Origin of the sequence: Lentilactobacillus kefiri, from assembly GCF_007989105.1 — a bacterium.
Lineage (GTDB): Bacteria > Bacillota > Bacilli > Lactobacillales > Lactobacillaceae > Lentilactobacillus > Lentilactobacillus kefiri.
Genome location: NZ_BJVK01000001.1, coordinates 1 through 16,067, shown reverse-complemented (window position 1 = coordinate 16,067; position 16,067 = coordinate 1). Strand labels below are relative to the sequence as shown.

At 42.1% G+C, this 16,067-nt stretch carries 17 protein-coding genes and 1 pseudogene; 1 reads left to right on the top strand and 17 read right to left on the bottom strand.

Annotated features, from left to right (window positions below; genetic code table 11):
* Nucleotides 1-2: 2 nt before the first annotated feature.
* The 3 genes and pseudogenes from LKE01_RS00090 to murI form a co-directional block, all read right to left on the bottom strand.
* Nucleotides 3-519 (bottom strand): annotated as a pseudogene (locus LKE01_RS00090) (metallophosphoesterase).
* Entirely contained in the window at nt 519-1,115 is a 597-nt protein-coding gene (locus tag LKE01_RS00085; RefSeq protein ID WP_056982544.1) for an XTP/dITP diphosphatase, read from the bottom strand. Before LKE01_RS00085 ends, LKE01_RS00090 begins: the two are co-directional and overlap by 1 nt.
* Nucleotides 1,116-1,129: 14 nt before the next feature.
* Nucleotides 1,130-1,900: a glutamate racemase gene (murI, locus tag LKE01_RS00080; RefSeq protein ID WP_056982625.1), complete on the bottom strand. Its 771-nt coding sequence runs from the start codon at nt 1,898-1,900 to the stop codon at nt 1,130-1,132.
* Between the two features lie 155 nt (nt 1,901-2,055).
* On the opposite strand from murI, the gene LKE01_RS00075 reads away from it, so the two are divergent.
* The gene (locus LKE01_RS00075) at nt 2,056-2,577 is read left to right on the top strand and encodes a DUF2507 domain-containing protein (RefSeq protein WP_056982542.1); all 522 of its coding nucleotides are present in this window, start codon (nt 2,056-2,058) and stop codon (nt 2,575-2,577) included.
* Between the two features lie 128 nt (nt 2,578-2,705).
* Here the strand turns inward: LKE01_RS00075 and trxA are convergent, their stop codons facing one another.
* The 14 genes from trxA to LKE01_RS00005 form a co-directional block, all read right to left on the bottom strand.
* On the bottom strand, nt 2,706-3,017 hold the full coding sequence (gene trxA, locus LKE01_RS00070; RefSeq protein WP_056982541.1) for a thioredoxin: 312 nt from the start codon (nt 3,015-3,017) through the stop codon (nt 2,706-2,708).
* Between the two features lie 80 nt (nt 3,018-3,097).
* Nucleotides 3,098-5,464 (bottom strand): endonuclease MutS2, encoded by a 2,367-nt coding sequence (locus LKE01_RS00065; RefSeq protein WP_056982539.1) that lies wholly within the window; start codon nt 5,462-5,464, stop codon nt 3,098-3,100.
* Nucleotides 5,461-5,979: a CvpA family protein gene (locus tag LKE01_RS00060; protein WP_054768997.1), complete on the bottom strand. Its 519-nt coding sequence runs from the start codon at nt 5,977-5,979 to the stop codon at nt 5,461-5,463. Before LKE01_RS00060 ends, LKE01_RS00065 begins: the two co-directional genes overlap by 4 nt.
* Nucleotides 5,980-6,222: a cell division protein ZapA gene (locus LKE01_RS00055; RefSeq protein WP_054768998.1), complete on the bottom strand. Its 243-nt coding sequence runs from the start codon at nt 6,220-6,222 to the stop codon at nt 5,980-5,982.
* A gap of 91 nt (nt 6,223-6,313) precedes the next feature.
* A complete protein-coding gene (locus LKE01_RS00050) occupies nt 6,314-6,640 on the bottom strand; it encodes a DUF1292 domain-containing protein (RefSeq protein WP_054768999.1) in 327 nt (108 codons plus the stop codon).
* Between the two features lie 14 nt (nt 6,641-6,654).
* Complete coding sequence (gene ruvX, locus LKE01_RS00045; protein ID WP_056982537.1) at nt 6,655-7,089, bottom strand: Holliday junction resolvase RuvX; 435 nt, start codon at nt 7,087-7,089, stop codon at nt 6,655-6,657.
* Nucleotides 7,086-7,382, bottom strand: coding sequence for an IreB family regulatory phosphoprotein (locus LKE01_RS00040; RefSeq protein ID WP_054769000.1), 297 nt, complete (start codon nt 7,380-7,382; stop codon nt 7,086-7,088). Before LKE01_RS00040 ends, ruvX begins: the two co-directional genes overlap by 4 nt.
* Before the next feature lie 108 nt (nt 7,383-7,490).
* On the bottom strand, nt 7,491-10,133 hold the full coding sequence (alaS, locus tag LKE01_RS00035) for an alanine--tRNA ligase (protein WP_056982535.1): 2,643 nt from the start codon (nt 10,131-10,133) through the stop codon (nt 7,491-7,493).
* 268 nt (nt 10,134-10,401) lie between these two features.
* Nucleotides 10,402-11,763: a DEAD/DEAH box helicase gene (locus tag LKE01_RS00030; protein ID WP_056982533.1), complete on the bottom strand. Its 1,362-nt coding sequence runs from the start codon at nt 11,761-11,763 to the stop codon at nt 10,402-10,404.
* 8 nt (nt 11,764-11,771) lie between these two features.
* Entirely contained in the window at nt 11,772-12,719 is a 948-nt protein-coding gene (locus tag LKE01_RS00025; RefSeq protein ID WP_054769001.1) for a DHH family phosphoesterase, read from the bottom strand.
* A gap of 82 nt (nt 12,720-12,801) precedes the next feature.
* The gene (gene dinB, locus LKE01_RS00020) at nt 12,802-13,890 is read right to left on the bottom strand and encodes a DNA polymerase IV (protein WP_056982530.1); all 1,089 of its coding nucleotides are present in this window, start codon (nt 13,888-13,890) and stop codon (nt 12,802-12,804) included.
* Nucleotides 13,891-13,981: 91 nt separating this feature from the next.
* Nucleotides 13,982-14,371 (bottom strand): preprotein translocase subunit YajC, encoded by a 390-nt coding sequence (gene yajC / locus LKE01_RS00015; protein ID WP_054769003.1) that lies wholly within the window; start codon nt 14,369-14,371, stop codon nt 13,982-13,984.
* 88 nt (nt 14,372-14,459) lie between these two features.
* Nucleotides 14,460-15,602 (bottom strand): tRNA guanosine(34) transglycosylase Tgt, encoded by a 1,143-nt coding sequence (gene tgt, locus LKE01_RS00010; protein WP_056982528.1) that lies wholly within the window; start codon nt 15,600-15,602, stop codon nt 14,460-14,462.
* A 13-nt stretch (nt 15,603-15,615) separates the two neighbouring features.
* Nucleotides 15,616-16,067 (bottom strand): S-adenosylmethionine:tRNA ribosyltransferase-isomerase (locus LKE01_RS00005; protein ID WP_186806015.1); only part of this gene is annotated, 452 nt, incomplete at its 5' end.

Below are 16,067 nucleotides of genomic sequence, written 5' to 3'. Positions count from 1 at the left end.
TGCTAGTAGGTAAAACGTCGAGCTAATTTTTTCACTGGTTGAAAATCACGATTGTAAAACTGAACCGTATATTGATGCTGATCCGATTCAATGATTGCGTAAGTTCCACCAATGACTGCGAACTCCCCTCGAGGCTGAGAAATACTTCCCGGATTGACAAACAGCATGCCATCGTCAAAAGTCGTGCCCACCTGGTGAGTATGGCCAAACAAAACCACGTTGGCAGCCAAACTGCAAGCATATAATTCGAGGTTCAACAAACCACCGTTGACATTTTGATGATGACCATGGGTAACTAATATTGTTTGGCCGTCAATTGTTTCAACGTCATGATCAGGAAAAGCAGCTAAATCCATATTGCCTTGAACAATGTGAAGTTTGGCAACCAATGGATCATCAATTGATAATTCGGAATCTCCACAATGAAAGATGCCGTCTACTTTGCCGTCATAGCGATCAACCAATTGTTGGACAATTTTTTCGATCCCCGTGACTATCACTTACCGCAACGATTTTCATTAATCCCACAGCTCCAATAATTGACTCAATAAGTTTCGAATGGCATTACCACGATGACTAATCATATTTTTATCATGAGTCGTCATTTCGGCAAGCGTCTTTTGCTGAGCCGGAACATAAAATAACGGATCATAGCCAAAATTATCATTACCACGACGGGCTCTTAAAATTTGGCCGTCGATTCTTCCTGAGGAGACAACTCTGTCACCCTCTGGAGTTAAATATACCAAGACAGATTCAAAATAGGCAGACCGATCCTGCTTATTTTGCATTTCCTTAAGTAATTTATTGTTATTGGCATCATCATCGTGATCCCCTGCGTAACGAGCAGAGTGAACTCCCGGTTGGCCATTTAATGCGTTGACAACCAACCCGGAATCATCAGCAATCACTGCCTGATGGGTAAAATTCATAATGCCAGTTGCTTTCAATGTGGCATTTTCCTCAAATGTGGTCCCAGTTTCGTCAATCTTAGGGACATTGTCGAAATGTTTCAGTGATTTGATCGTAACGCCAGTGTTTTTAAACGCGTCTTCAAACTCAATGACTTTATGCACGTTCTGTGACGCAATCACAATTGAATCAGGTCTTTTCATGTTATCAAACTCCTTTAAATGTCTAACTGAACTGCAGAAATAGGTGTTCCAAGCAGCTTATCGGCAATCTTTGAAAAATCAACCGGGTTACCGGTTGTATAAAATTTTCGTTCGGAATGACTCTGATTATCTGTCAAAGCCTGATGGGATTTCAAATATGCCAACACTTGTTGAGCGGTCGCAATTCCCGGATCCACGAGGGTCACGTCATTTCCAACAACGTTTTTAATTTCTTGACGTAAAATCGGAAAATGGGTGCATCCCATAACCAAGGTATCAATTGGTTTATCCATGAACCATGCCAGTCGATTATTAACGGCAACTTGAGCCTCCACCGTTCCGGCCAAGCCCTGCTCAACCATGGTGACAAATTCGGGACAGCCCAATGAGGAGACGACCGCATTGGGATTGTGGGCCTTGATCAATCGTTCATAATCTCCCGATCGAACGGTACCATTTGTGGCAATCACCCCAATTTGATCTGACTTTGATGCCTCAACTGCCATTTCAGCACCAGGTTCAATTACCCCAATGACCGGAATCGGCAGAATCTTTTTTAAATATTCATACGCAGCTGCAGTTGCGGTGTTGCAAGCAATCACAAACATTTTAACGTTTTGCTCAACCATATAATCCGCAATTCGTTTAGTTAATTTTTTAACAGTTTCAGAACTCTTTTGCCCGTATGGTAAATTGGCCTGATCCCCAATAAAGATGTACGATTCATTTGGGAGGATTTTAGTAATTTCTTTTAAGACGGTAAGTCCGCCGACCCCCGAGTCCATAACGCCAATTGGCCGATTATCCAACAGAATTCCTTCTTCCCTTGTTTCAATAACATTATTATCTTGCAAACGAATCTTATGTTCAACTTAAAACAAGATTAATGATTATATTGTATAATTAATTTATTACATTTTGCATTGATGGAGATTAAAAAATGGATAACGAAGTATACAAAAGTTTTATGAATAATGACACGATGAAAAGCCTTCTGGGACAGGAATTGATTCGTGATTCACTGATCCCTGAGATTTTAGGCAAAGACTCCCACGAAATTTCGTATTGGGCTGGCAAGCATTTGGCAAGAAACCATCGCTTGGCAACTTATGAAGATTTGGAAACTTTCTTCAAGCAATTCAAATTTGGGGACCTTAAGCTTCTTAAACGGTCAGGCAACCAAATTAATTGGCAGCTTGGCGGAGAAATTGTTGCCCAGAGATTGAAGGCTTACGATGATCCCGACTTTTATTTGGAATCCGGATTTATTGCCCAGAGCTGTCAGTACATCCTGAATCAGCAGGCCGAAGCAGAGCTTGAAAAAGCCAATGTCAACAAAGGCTTTGTCTTACTGAGCACTTATTTGAGTCCTGACAAGCCAAATGACGGTCAGGAAGCTTCCTCAATTTTCCAAATTGTGGAACCGGATGAGGATGCCAAATCAGAAAACGAAACAAAATAACGTTCCAGATGCCCCACCACGGATTTTGTGGTGGGGTTTTATTGTCTTTTCGCGGCCACAAAAAAACGAGCCACCGCAGAACGGTAAAGCTCGTAAACGACCGTTTAAAATCAAATCATTGATGTGATTTATCCAGCGTACTGATCCAAAACTTTCTTCACTTGAGCTTTTGGATGATATCCAACAATGGTATCAACCACTTTACCATCTTTTTTAACCAACAAAGTTGGAATGCTCATGATCCCAAATTTGGCCAGGGTCTTAGGATTCTTATCAGCATCCATCTTAGTGAACTTAACGTTGTCCATTTCTTCTGCCAACTCTTCAATAACAGGCGTCTGCATACGGCAAGGACCACACCAGGTTGCCCAAACATCGGTCAAAGTAACACCTTCGGCAGTATCTTTTTCAAAAGTTTGATCTGTAGTTTCTTTAAGCATATTAAAAACACTCCAATCCTTTAATAGTTTAATACTAACAATTTTTTAGCAAAAAGCAAACAAGTTGCACACAATCATTCTCATTTTAATTTAACGACGGTTGAGCCGTCGCCACCGGCATTTGGTGCCGAATAGCCAAAGCTTTTAACCCGTGGATTACGCTTCAAATACTCGGTAACCCCTTTTCGCAAAGCCCCGGTTCCTTTACCATGAATAATCGTGACTGAAGGATAACCGGCAAGCAGAGCTGAATCAATGTAACGATCAACTTCCGTCATTGCTTCTTCGTAGCGATGGCCACGGAGATCCAGTGTTGGTGACATACCGGCCGAATGGGTTCTGGAAACATGGGCTTGATACTGACTCTTATCCTGTTTGGCTGGCTTGGATTTTTCAAGATCGGATTCTTCGATTTGCATCTTCAAAATCCCAATTTGAACATCCCAGGTATGATTTTTATCTTTTCGGAGTAACGTCCCCTGTTGGCCATAAGATTTAACCAACACGTCGTCTCCAGGATGAAAATCATGCTTGGCTTTTTCTTTCTTCAAGACTTTGTTCTTCGTCAGGTTGGGAGCTGTTTCCAGCTTGTTCAAAGCCCCTTTGGCATCAATCAACTCGTTTTCCTTGACGGCAACCTTGCCAATTTGAGCTTGTTTTTTATGCAGATCGTCGATAATTTGGTCGGCTTTTTTCTTTGCTTCTTCAACCACTTGATTGGCCTTTTCTTTGGCTTGCTCAGTTAGGCGGTCTTTTTGATTTTCATACTTTGTAAATTTATCCTGTAATTCATTATGAAGCTTGGTAGCGTCTTTTAATTGACCACCAAGTTCGTCAGCTTCATCGTGAGCCCGCTTAGTTTGCGTTGTAAGCTCTTCAATCATGTTGTTGATGTCTTGGTTCTCCGTGTCGGTAAATGACCGTGCCTGGTCAATAATGTCCTTTGACATCCCCAATTTGCTGGCGATGTTCAACGCATTACTTTGACCGGGAATTCCAAGTAGGAATCGGTATGTCGGCCGAAGGGTATCAACATCAAATTCCATGGAAGCATTAATGATTCCCGGACGGTTGTATGCAAAGGCTTTTAATTCGGGATAGTGGGTGGTGGCAATCAATTCACAGCCAACTTTGTGGAAGGCATCAATAATTGCCATCGCCAGGGCTGCCCCTTCTTTAGGATCAGTTCCGGCACCCAGCTCATCTAAAAGGACCAGGCTCTTGGAACTAATTTGTTTGAGAATAGTGATGATGTTGTCCATATGTGACGAAAATGTACTCAAATTGGCTTCGATGGATTGTTCATCACCGATATCGGCGAATACATTATCGAAAACCCCAATTTGGGAATCTTCATTGGCCGTAATGAACAGACCGGACTGTCCCATTAACTGAAGCAGGCCGACCGTTTTGATCGTAATTGTTTTACCACCGGTATTGGGTCCGGTCACAATAATGGTGTTGTACTTATCGCCAATCTCAATATCATTGGCAACCACTTTATCCTTGGGAATTAAAGGATGGCGGGCCTTTCGCAAATTAATAATATTCTCTTTGGAAACTTTGGGAAGGACACTGCCAGTGGCATGAACAAATTTTGCCTTGGCGTTCACAAAGTCCAATTGGCCAACCAAATCCATATTCGCAAGCAGCTCATCCCGATGTGGTCGGATCAGGTCTGTCAGTTCACCCAAGATTCGGCGGACTTCAGCCCGCTCGGCCAATTGGTCTCGTCTCAACTGGTTGTTCATTTCAACCACGTTGCTTGGCTCAACATACAGTGTTTGACCGGAAGCACTTTGGTCATGAATAATCCCGCCAAACCGTTGCTTGTACTCTGATTTGATTGGCAGAACAAACCGGCCGTCACGAACGGTAATAATCGGTTCTGACAAGTATTTGGCATCAGATCCTTTAATGAATTTGCCCATTTTGGATCGGATGTTACTTTGAGTCGCAACAATTGTCCGTCGAATTGAGCGTAATTCAGATGACGCGCCGTCTAATATCCGGCCGTCATCGTCAACAGATGCCACCATTCGTTTGGTTACTTCGGGCATCAAGGTCAATCGATTAATGATTGCCGGCACCGACTTCAAATGAACCTCTTCATCTTCCAAATCATGAAAGAATTCGGTTACAACCTGAACCACCCGTAGAAGCTTGGTGATGTGAGAAAGTTCAGTCCCGCTGAGTGAGGCATTTTCAATTCTCAGTCGCTTCATGTAAGGAGAGATTTCAGTTAATTTGGGAATTGGGATCTCACCTTTAAGCCGAACAATGTCCGCACCATCAGAAGTTTGCTCAAGCCGTTGATTAACGGCTTCAAATGACGAACTGGGTCTCAGGTTGTGAACAATTTCTCGTCCCCGATCAGTTGTCAGGTATTTAGCCAACTGTTCTTTAATTTTGCCATATTCTAATGTTTCTAAAACTTTTTCGTTCATACATTAACCTCACTAGAATGCTGATTCCAAATCTGAATCATTTTATCTGAGAGAATCGGCGTTTTCTTAACAATCCATTGAGAAACCGGAGATTGCTGGTATTGGTCCTGAATACTTTGACTCGGAAGGATCAACAAGAAATTCAATACAATAAAAATAAACAAATATTTGATGATGAAGTCGGCAGCTCCACCAAGCAGTGAATTCAACTGATGAATAATTGGCAGCCTTGTTAATGGCGATAACAAATTGCTTAAGCCGCGGACAATGCGCCAAACAATCCCAAATAACAAAACAAATATAACCCATTTCACAATGACTTGGGCAGTTTCATTATCACTTCCTTGAAAAATGGCGTTGTTGATGACATCTGCAATTGGCGATGTGCCGATAATACTGACAAAAGTTGCCAAGACAAAGCCGATTAAACTGAGTACTTCCGCCACAAATCCTTTCGACAGACCGTGCAGAAAGCCAAATATTAAAATCAATATGATTCCAATGCTAAAAACCATTTAATGAGCCTCTTTATTGTTGACCTTTTCTTCGATTTCAAACTGTTTGGAAATGGCGTTAAACGCAATTAATATTGCCCGCTGCTCTTCAGTGGAACTGGGCATTGCTTCATGGAGCTGCTTTAACTGTTCGTTAAGCAGATCAGTTACTGCCTGCATGTGTTCCGTAGTTCCTTTACCGATCAGGACATAATCCTTACCGCCAATGGTTGCTTTAAAGCGTTGTTTTTCGTTATTTGACATTACATCACATCCTAATTTATTTCAATTAAAAAGGACTGAGACTAAACAACTGCTTCGCCTCAATCCTTTCATCATAATGACAATCTGTTAATTACTTTTGATCTTTGCTGTCATCATCCTGATCGTCGCCATCTTTACCCAAGAAAGTATTCAAAACTGATTCGATCATATCCCATTCCTTATCAGTTTCGATAGCTTGGAGTTCGCCGCCTTGGGGATCGCTTGGATCGTCACCCTTGGGCAATGCGTATGCTTGGATTTCGACTTCTTCGTCTTCACCCTTGCCATCCGGATAAATCAAAATGTATGAACGATCAAAGTCTTCTGACTTGAAAGTAAATAATACATCGTATAATGTTTCGTCGCCGTTTTCATCGACTAATGTAATTTGTTGTTGTACTGGTTCTTGATCTGCCATAATTGTTTACCTCGCTATATTTTAGTTAATTTACCTTTACGATCCAAATAATTCTGAAGTATCAAACCAGCGGCCAGTTTATCAATCACTTTTTTCCGCTTTGCTCTGGAAATATCTGCTTCTTCAGTCAACATTCGCTGTGCTTCGACAGTTGTCAGTCGTTCATCTTCATAATCGACAGGCAAGTGAAACTTGTCTTCAAGTCGTTTGCCATACTGTTCGGAAGCATCAACCCGGGGTCCCAAAGTATTATTCATGTTCTTCGGAAGCCCGACAACAAAACCATCGACCTGATATTTTTTGACCAACTCGGCAACTCTGTCTAAGCCAAATTCCTTGTTGTCCTCGTCAATCTGAATTATTTCGACCCCTTGTGAGGTCCAGCCTAACAAGTCGCTAACAGCAACTCCGACGGTTTTTGAGCCGACATCTAAACCCATTAATCTCATTTTTCACCCTTTTTAGTTTCTTTTGAATGATTATCAGTTGGATGATTATCCAAGTAGAAACGAACTAATTCTTCAATTATTTCATCACGTTCATGTCTGCGGATAAGATTCCGGGCATCAAGATTACGTGGAATGTATGCAGGATCTCCGGAAATCAAATAACCAACAATTTGGTTATATGGGTTATAGCCCTTTTCCTCGAGAGCTGCATAAACAGTCAATAATGTTTCACGAACGTCCTTTGGCTGATCTTCATTAAAATTAAAAAACATGGTTTTATCTAAAGAACTCATACGATTCACCTCTATGACATAAGGTCATTTGTATTAATTTTAACTGATTATAACTGAAACTACAATCAACTATGCCAATGTAACGGACATGTAACCGTGGTGTAATAATTACTTATTGGTTAACCAATCAACGGCAGCACTCATTGCCTTATCAAGTCCGGCAGGATCTTTACCACCGGCTTGGGCCATGTTTGGACGGCCGCCACCGCCACCTTTAATATTACCGGCGATCGACTTAATTAAGTCACCAGCTTTAATACCTGACTTAATCTTATCATCTGTCACGGCAACAACCAGGTTGGCTTTTTCACCGCTGCCGGTTCCAAGTACCAAGACATCGGACAACTTCTTGGAACGCCAAGTATCAGCTAATTGACGCAGCTGATCCATTCCGGCATCCTTAATGACCCCTGTAATAATTGTATACTTACCGGCAGTCTTTTTGTCAGCAAAAACATCTTGGGCTTGTTGACCAGCCAATTTGGCTTCCAAAGATTGTTGCTTTTGCTGTAAGTCTTTGATTTCAGCTTGTAATTGACTTACCCGCTTAGGCGTATCTTTAATTTGAGTCACTTTCATATCGCTGGCAATCTGCTTTAGTTCTTTTTCATGATCATTTAACATCTTGAAAGCGTCTTTTCCAGTGACCGCTTCAATTCGACGAACCCCGGCGCCAACACCTGATTCGGAAACAATCTTGAACAAGCCAATATCTCTGGTGTTGGTAACGTGGGTTCCACCACAAAATTCAACTGAGAAATCACCAACGCTGACAACTCGAACCTTGTCGCCATATTTTTCACTGAATAAGGCAATTGCGCCCATCTTCTTACCAGTCTTTGGATCGGTAACGATGGTTTTAACGTCAATTTCATTAAAGATTTGCCGATTGACCATGTCCTCAACCTTTTGCAGATCGGCATCGGTTACTTGGCCAAAGTGGTTAAAGTCAAAGCGCAGGTAATTTGGTTCAACCAATGAACCAGCTTGTTGGGTATGACCACCCAAGACATTTCTAAGTGATTGGTCAAGCAAATGAGTGGCAGTATGGTTCTTTTCAACCCGGCTGTGGAATAATTTGTCAACGACCAAATGATATGTTTTACCCTTTTCAAGGGGTTCTTGTGTCTTCAAAGTATGCAGGTTTTGACCATTTGGTGCGTGTTGGACGTCGACAACATCGGCAACTTTATCACCCTGTTCATCAAGGACGATTCCCCGATCAGCAACTTGGCCACCCATCTCAGCGTAGAACGGTGTCTTGTCAAAAATTGCTTCGACGGTTCCACCTTTGGAGGTGTCAACCAATTTTTCGTTTTCAACGATCGCTACCAGCTTGGCGTTATCAACATCCAAGGTGTCATAACCAACATATTCACTGTGATCTTTAATTTCAATTAACAAATCGCGTTGAACACCCATTGACTTGGCGCCGCTTCGAGCTTTTCGAGCACGATCCTTTTGCTTTTGCATTTCAGCTTTAAATCCAGCCTTGTCAACCGTCAAGCCAGCGTCACTGGCTTCTTCTTGAGTTAATTCAACTGGGAAGCCGTAAGTATCATAGAGTTTAAATGCTGTTGGACCATCGATCACAGTTTGGTGATTGGCTTTTGCGTCTTTAACAACCTGACGAAACAGCTTCAGACCATCGGCCAATGTTTCGTTGAAACGATCTTCTTCAGAACGAACAACTTTGGCAATGTAATCTTTTTGCTTAAGGACATCAGGATAATAAGACTTCAGGGTTTCACCAACAACTGGCACTAACTTGTATAAGAAAGCTTCGTTAATCCCAAGACGTTGGCCGTTCACGATCGCACGACGGATCAATCGACGGATAACATATCCCCGACCGACGTTTGATGGTAAAGCACCATCACCAATGGCAACGGTGATTGCCCGTGAATGATCGGCAATAATTCTAAATGCCTCATTATCACGTTTGTTGGCTTCATACTTCTTGTTGTCACTTAATTTCTCAGTCTCGTGAATCATTGGCAGGAACAAGTCGGTTTCGAAATTAGTCCGGGCATGCTGAAAGATTGATACAACCCGTTCAAGTCCCATTCCAGTATCAATGTTTTTCCGAGGAAGTGGTTCATAAGTATCTTGAGGGGTGTGGTTGAATTGTGAGAACACGATGTTCCATACTTCAAGCCAGCGGTCATTTTCACCACCAGGATAATTTTCAGGGTCATCATCAGCTAAATTGTCAAAGTCCTTACCACGATCGTAGAAAATTTCTGAATCAGGGCCCGATGGACCTTGGCCGATATCCCAGAAGTTATCCTCAATATCGACAATATGATCGGGCGCAACACCGACTTGCTCCCAAAATTTCTTAGCATCTGTATCTTTAGGGTAAACAGTCATGTAAAGTTTATCTTTATCCCATCCAAACCACTTTGGAGAGGTGAGTAATTCAAACGCCCAGGTAATGGCTTCTTTTTTGAAATAATCTCCAACAGAGAAGTTCCCCAACATTTCAAACAAAGTGTGATGTCGAGGTGTTTTACCAACGTTTTCAATATCGTTGGTCCGGATACTTTTCTGTGAACTGGTCATCCGTGGATTCTTTGGAACAACCGTCCCGTCAAAGTATTTTTTCATGGTCGCAACACCGGAATTGATCCACAGTAAAGTTGGGTCATCAACTGGAATTAGTGAAGCACTTGGTTCAATTGTGTGCCCTTTTTCCTGGAAAAAATCTAAGAACATTTGTCGCACTTGACTACTGCTTAACTCTTTCATACTAATTTCTCCCTTGACAAAATTAAAACACCGTTGCTCACAGAGACGCCCATTGACGCGGTACCACTCTGATTGCAACGATGTTTATCGTTAACCACTTGATCTCTATAACGTAGAGTTGCGTTTTACAATTAAAATTTTAAGAGAGCACTATTCAACTTAAATCACTTTTTCCACCAACCAAAGTGTCTCTGAAAAATAAATTTGAATAGCATATTCTTAACACATTCAAAGTATACTTTTTTGTGAATATGGTGTCAATACGGACTTATCTATAACGTGACGAACTATTCTTTCGCTGCTTTCGCTTTGATCTGGCTTCTTCACGTTTAGCAACCCGTCGATCCACCTCATCCTTACGGGCAATTGTGTTCTTAATGCGGCGTTTGTAGCCTGGTTTGATATGCTTCTTTTTCTTTTTAATCATACCAATCATGGTTGGATCAAGCTTATCGTGCTTCTTTCGGTGGGTCTTTCGTCGATTTCGATCATACGAGTCAACAATTTCGCCATTTTTAAGTGCTTTAGGCTTGAAATGAATGCCCATGTCTTCCAGTTCTTCAACTGCTTTTTCCTCATCAGGAGAATACAGGGTAATTGAAGTTCCGGACATTCCGTTTCGGCCAGTCCGGCCGACACGATGAATGAAGAATTCCAAATCCTCGGTTGGGATATCATCGTTAATGACATCGGAAACCCCTTGGATATCAATTCCACGAGCAGCTAAATCAGTTGCAACCACAAATTGAAAATCGAGGTTCTTGACTCTTCTCATGACCTGCTTACGTTCACGTGGCTTCATCCCACCATGAATCATCGCAACATTTAAGCCCTGACCTTTTAAGTAGTTGGTTAATTCTTCAACCCGCTTCCGGGTATTCGCAAAAATGAGCACCAAATATGGCTCACCAATTGTCAGCAGCTTGTAAATAAGCTGGTTCTTATCCTGACCCTTGGTTGAAATCAGCCAATTATCAATGGTTGGACTAATAATTGTTGAAACAGGAATTTCTTCAATAAATGGATTAACCATACATTTTTTAAGAAAAATATTGATCTTTTGTGGAATAGTTGCTGAAAAGACCATCATTTGGACATGTTTACCAAAGCTGGCAGCAATATGATCGACAACGTCCAAGAATCCCATATCAAGTGTCATATCTGCTTCGTCAATGACTAACTGAGAAGCTGTATGAACATCCAAGCCACCATTTTGAATCAAATCCCAGATTCTTCCAGGGGTTCCAATCACTAATTGGGGTTGCTCATGCTTGATTTTCTTTTCCTGGCGAACTTTGTCGGTTCCGCCAACGTAATGACCAATCGAAATCGGCTGATCGCAATGTTTGGCGATTTGTTTGGCAGCATCAATAATTTGATATGCCAGCTCACGACTGGGTGTCGTAATCACCGCTTGGACTTCGTCTTTATCCGGATCCAGCTGATTAAAGATTGGCAGCAAAAACGCGTGGGTTTTACCGCTACCGGTTGCTGACTGGCCAACCACGTCTCTTCCCTGCATGATGACGGGAATCACTTTTTCCTGAACCGGAGTCGGTTTGCTGAAATTTAGCTCCTTGACTGCATCCAGTAAAAAAGGTTTTAAATTAAATTCTGAAAAATTACTCATATATTCTCCTACTTGTTTTTAGCAACAAGATCGTTTAAATCTTTAACAAAATCTTTGATATGGTCTTCATCTTCGACAACCGCCCCACTGGCAAGTGGGTGGCCGCCACCACCATATTGTTTGGCAAGTTCATTAATCTCAGGACCTTTGGAACGCAAACGGATTCGGAATGAACCGTCCTTTTGTTCGACAAAGATTGCCCAAGCGACAACCTGTTTGATTTTTCCAGGAAGTGGCACAACAGCAGATGTCGATTCATCACCTAATTTGAATGGCTCGAGTACTTTGTTGGAAAGTACCAGGTACGCAGCACCGCTATCCAAAATATTTAAATTCTCGTATACATATGCCGACAACCGGGCAAGTGGAATGTCAATTTCGTCTTCAATCTTATTGACTTCACTCGTTGAGAAATCATAGGTTGCCAATTTGGATGCAACTTCCAATGTATGTGAGGATGTTGAAGGATACATAAATCTACCTGTATCACCGACAATGCCGGCGTAAAGCAAACGGGCACCCTCTGCTGGTAAAGTTAACTGATCTTTATTGGCATCAAAAAAGTCGTAAATCAATTCTGAAGTACTTGATGATTCCGGTTCAACCCACATGATGTCACCAAATTGGTCGTCATTAGGATGGTGATCAATCTTGATAAGTTCCTTGCCAGTGGTATATCTTTCATCATCAACTCGAGGTTGATTTGCAGTATCCACAACGATGACCAATGCGTCCTTATACTGGTCATCGGCAATTTGGTCAGTGGTTCCCAACCAGGCAAAACTGTCGTATTGTTTACCGGCACATAGAACCGTTTTGTCAGGAAATGAAGCTTTGATTAACTGAGCCAACCCCATCTGTGAACCAATTGCATCCGGATCCGGTCGCTTATGCCGATGAATAATAATTGTTTTAAATTTCTTTATTTCGTTAAGTATTTGATCTTGTATTGCCATATTTATTGCTCCATTACTTTATTGTTGAACACTTCAGTATACATTAATTCGTGAATAAGATAAACCGCTACATCCAAAACGATTAATTAAACAGCGGTAAAACAATATTCTCATAACTGAGATCATCCAGGTTGGTGATGGTAATGCCCAACAGTCGAACACCTTTGGTAATGTCAGGCATATCAATCAACAAATCATTTGCCAACCCAAAATATTCCTCGGCATTATTTTTGATGTAATTATCAAAGGTTGCCCGCTTGGTAAACGTGGAAAAGTCGGCGTATCGAATTTTGAGGACCAGCGTCTTACCGTGCTTCTTTTTATCATCCATCGCTTTGACCACCATGGCAGCAATCTTTTGCAGCGCGTCATCAACTTGGGTCTGATTATCAATTGCCGGACCAAATGTCCGCTCTTTACCGATGGACTTTCGAACTCTTTGATATTCGACCGGCCGGTTGTCGACACCACGGGCCCGTTCGTAAAGGACATACCCAAACTTACCAAAGTGTTTTATTAAATCCATCTGGGACCATTGAAGCAGGTCTTGACCATTGTTAATATTTAAATCATGCATCTTGGGAACCGTCTTTTTGCCGACTCCCCGAAATTTCTCGATCGGCAGCTTCTCCAGAAACTCAAGCGCATCCCGCTTTTCAATAACAGTGATTCCCACCGGTTTTGCGTAGTCAGATGCCTCTTTAGCCAAAAATTTGTTATAAGAAACGCCAACCGAACAGGTGAGATGAGTCGCTTGCCATATTTCGTTTTGAATCATTCTGGCAACCTGAATGGGATCAGTAATGTGCTTTTTGTTATTGGATACATCTAAATAAGCTTCATCCAAGGCGACGTATTCAATAATCTCGGTATACTCATGAAAAATTTCATGAATCTGATTGGAGACCGACCGGTATAAATCGAATCCCGAAAAACGAAAAACGGCATTTGGACATAGCTCCAGAGCTTTCATGGCACTCATTGCTGAGTGAACACCATATTTTCGGGCTTTATAATTGGCCGTTGCAACCACACCTCTGCCGCCAGTCTTGCGTGGATCTTTTGCCACAATCAACGGCTTTGACTTCAGTCTGGGATCCTTGCGCTCTTCAATTGAGGCATAGAATGCATCCATATCAACATGAATAATATTTCTATCTTGTGTGTTCATCAGTATCACTCTTAATCAAACGTATGTTCTTATGTGGGTCAAAAAAATGGTCGGGATGAAATTAAATCATCTTCCCAACCGCAAACTTAAACTATTTTTCTTCAGACTTTGATTCGCCCTTGTCTGAGTCAGAATTTTCAGTTGCATTCTGATCATTATCGGTTGAAGCAGAATCATCTTTGCTGTCATCGGCTGCTTTGTCGTTAGCATCTGCGTTGTTGTCAGCTGCAGGAGCAGTAACAGCAGGCTGCTTAACTGATGCAATTGCGCTCAAATCAAACACCAAGTAGATGCCGTCACAATCTAATGTAACAGTCTTTTCAGCTTCGTTGATTTCGTCAACAACACCGTGAAGACGACCAATGGTAATAACCTGGTCACCTTCCTTGATCTTTGAAAGTTGTTCACGACGCTTTTGTTGTTGCTTTCTCTGAGGACGGATCATCAAGAAATACATAACCGCAAACAGGACAACAATCATCAAAATTGAGTAATAAGATTGATTCAATATTTTTCACCCACACTTTCCATAAGAATACTTTACCAAATAAGGCTTGAATAGTCTATAGCTAAAAGTTTTTCGGGTTCGGTTTGTTATAACCGTACTGTTCAAACACTTCAGCGCGCAGATCCAACAGGTTGTCATCCATGATTGCCTGCTGGACACGTTTCATCAAATGAATCAAATAGTATAAATTGTGGTAGCTGCACAGCCTTAGCCCAAATGTTTCATCGGTTTTCACTAAATGTCTGATATAAGCCCGCGTATAGTTGCGACAGGTATAACAGTTGCATTGATCATCCAAAGGAGTGAAGTCACGGGCGTACTTGGCGTTCTTTACAACTAATCGGCCATGTGAAGTCATGACCGTTCCGTTTCTGGCGATTCGGGTTGGCAAGACACAGTCAAACATGTCAATTCCCCGAATAACACCGTCAATTAACGAATCAGTTGCGCCGACCCCCATCAGGTAGCGGGGCTTGTTTTCAGGCAGCAGTGGACTGGTGGATTCCAAGATCCGATTCATTTCCTGCTTGGATTCACCAACTGATAATCCCCCGATTGAATATCCAGGGAAATCAAGGCTCACCAAATCTTTAGCAGATTGCTTTCGTAAATCTTCAAATCCAGCGCCTTGAACAATCCCAAACAGTCCCTGCCAATCCGGGTTCTTGTGAGCTTTCAAACCACGTTCGGCCCATCGGCTGGTTCGTTCAACCGATTTTTTTACATAATCATAAGACTCAAAGAATGGTGGACATTCGTCCAGACTCATCATAATATCCGGTCCAAGGTCATTTTCGATTTGAATGGCTTTTTCCGGTGATAAGAACATCTTTGAACCGTTGATTTCATTTTTGAAGGTGACCCCTTCTTCAGTGATATCCCGGTTTTTGGCAAGAGAAAAGACTTGGAATCCACCAGAGTCGGTCAGAATCCCCTTATTCCAATTCATGAATTTATGAAGTCCGCCGGCTTCTTTAACAATATCTTCACCGGGTCTCAGCCAGAGGTGATAAGTGTTTGCCAGGATAATTGTCGCGCCCATGTCATCCAGTTCTTCCGGAGCAAGGGTTTTAACCGTTGCCTGGGTACCAACCGGCATAAACATTGGCGTCCGGAAAGTTCCGTGGGGCGTTGTAATCTCACCTAAACGGGCCCCAGTGTGCTTTTCTTTTTTAATCAAGCGATACGTAATCGCTGGTTGCATATAATGAATCCTCCTAATGAATGTACATCGCATCACCAAAGCTGAAGAAGCGGTACTTCTCATCAATGGCGTGCTGATAGGCGTTTAAAATGTTGTCGCGACCGGTGAAAGATGCCACCAACATCACAAGCGTTGATTTTGGCAAATGGAAATTGGTAATAAATGAATCCACAACCTTCCACTGATACCCCGGCTTAATAAAGATGTCGGTCCAACCGGAATCAGGGCGAATTTCACCATCAAATTTGGTTCCTACCGTTTCCAAGGTTCGAATCGAAGTTGTCCCAGTGGCAACAATTTTGCCGCCATTTTGACGAACTTCATTCAATGTCTTGGCAGACTCCTCGGATAACCGATAAAATTCGCTGTGCATTTTGTGATCTTCAATATTTTCTTCATCGACCGGACGGAAAGTGCCCAGGCCAACATGAAGGGTCAGATAAACTAGGGTCTGTCTGGAAACTA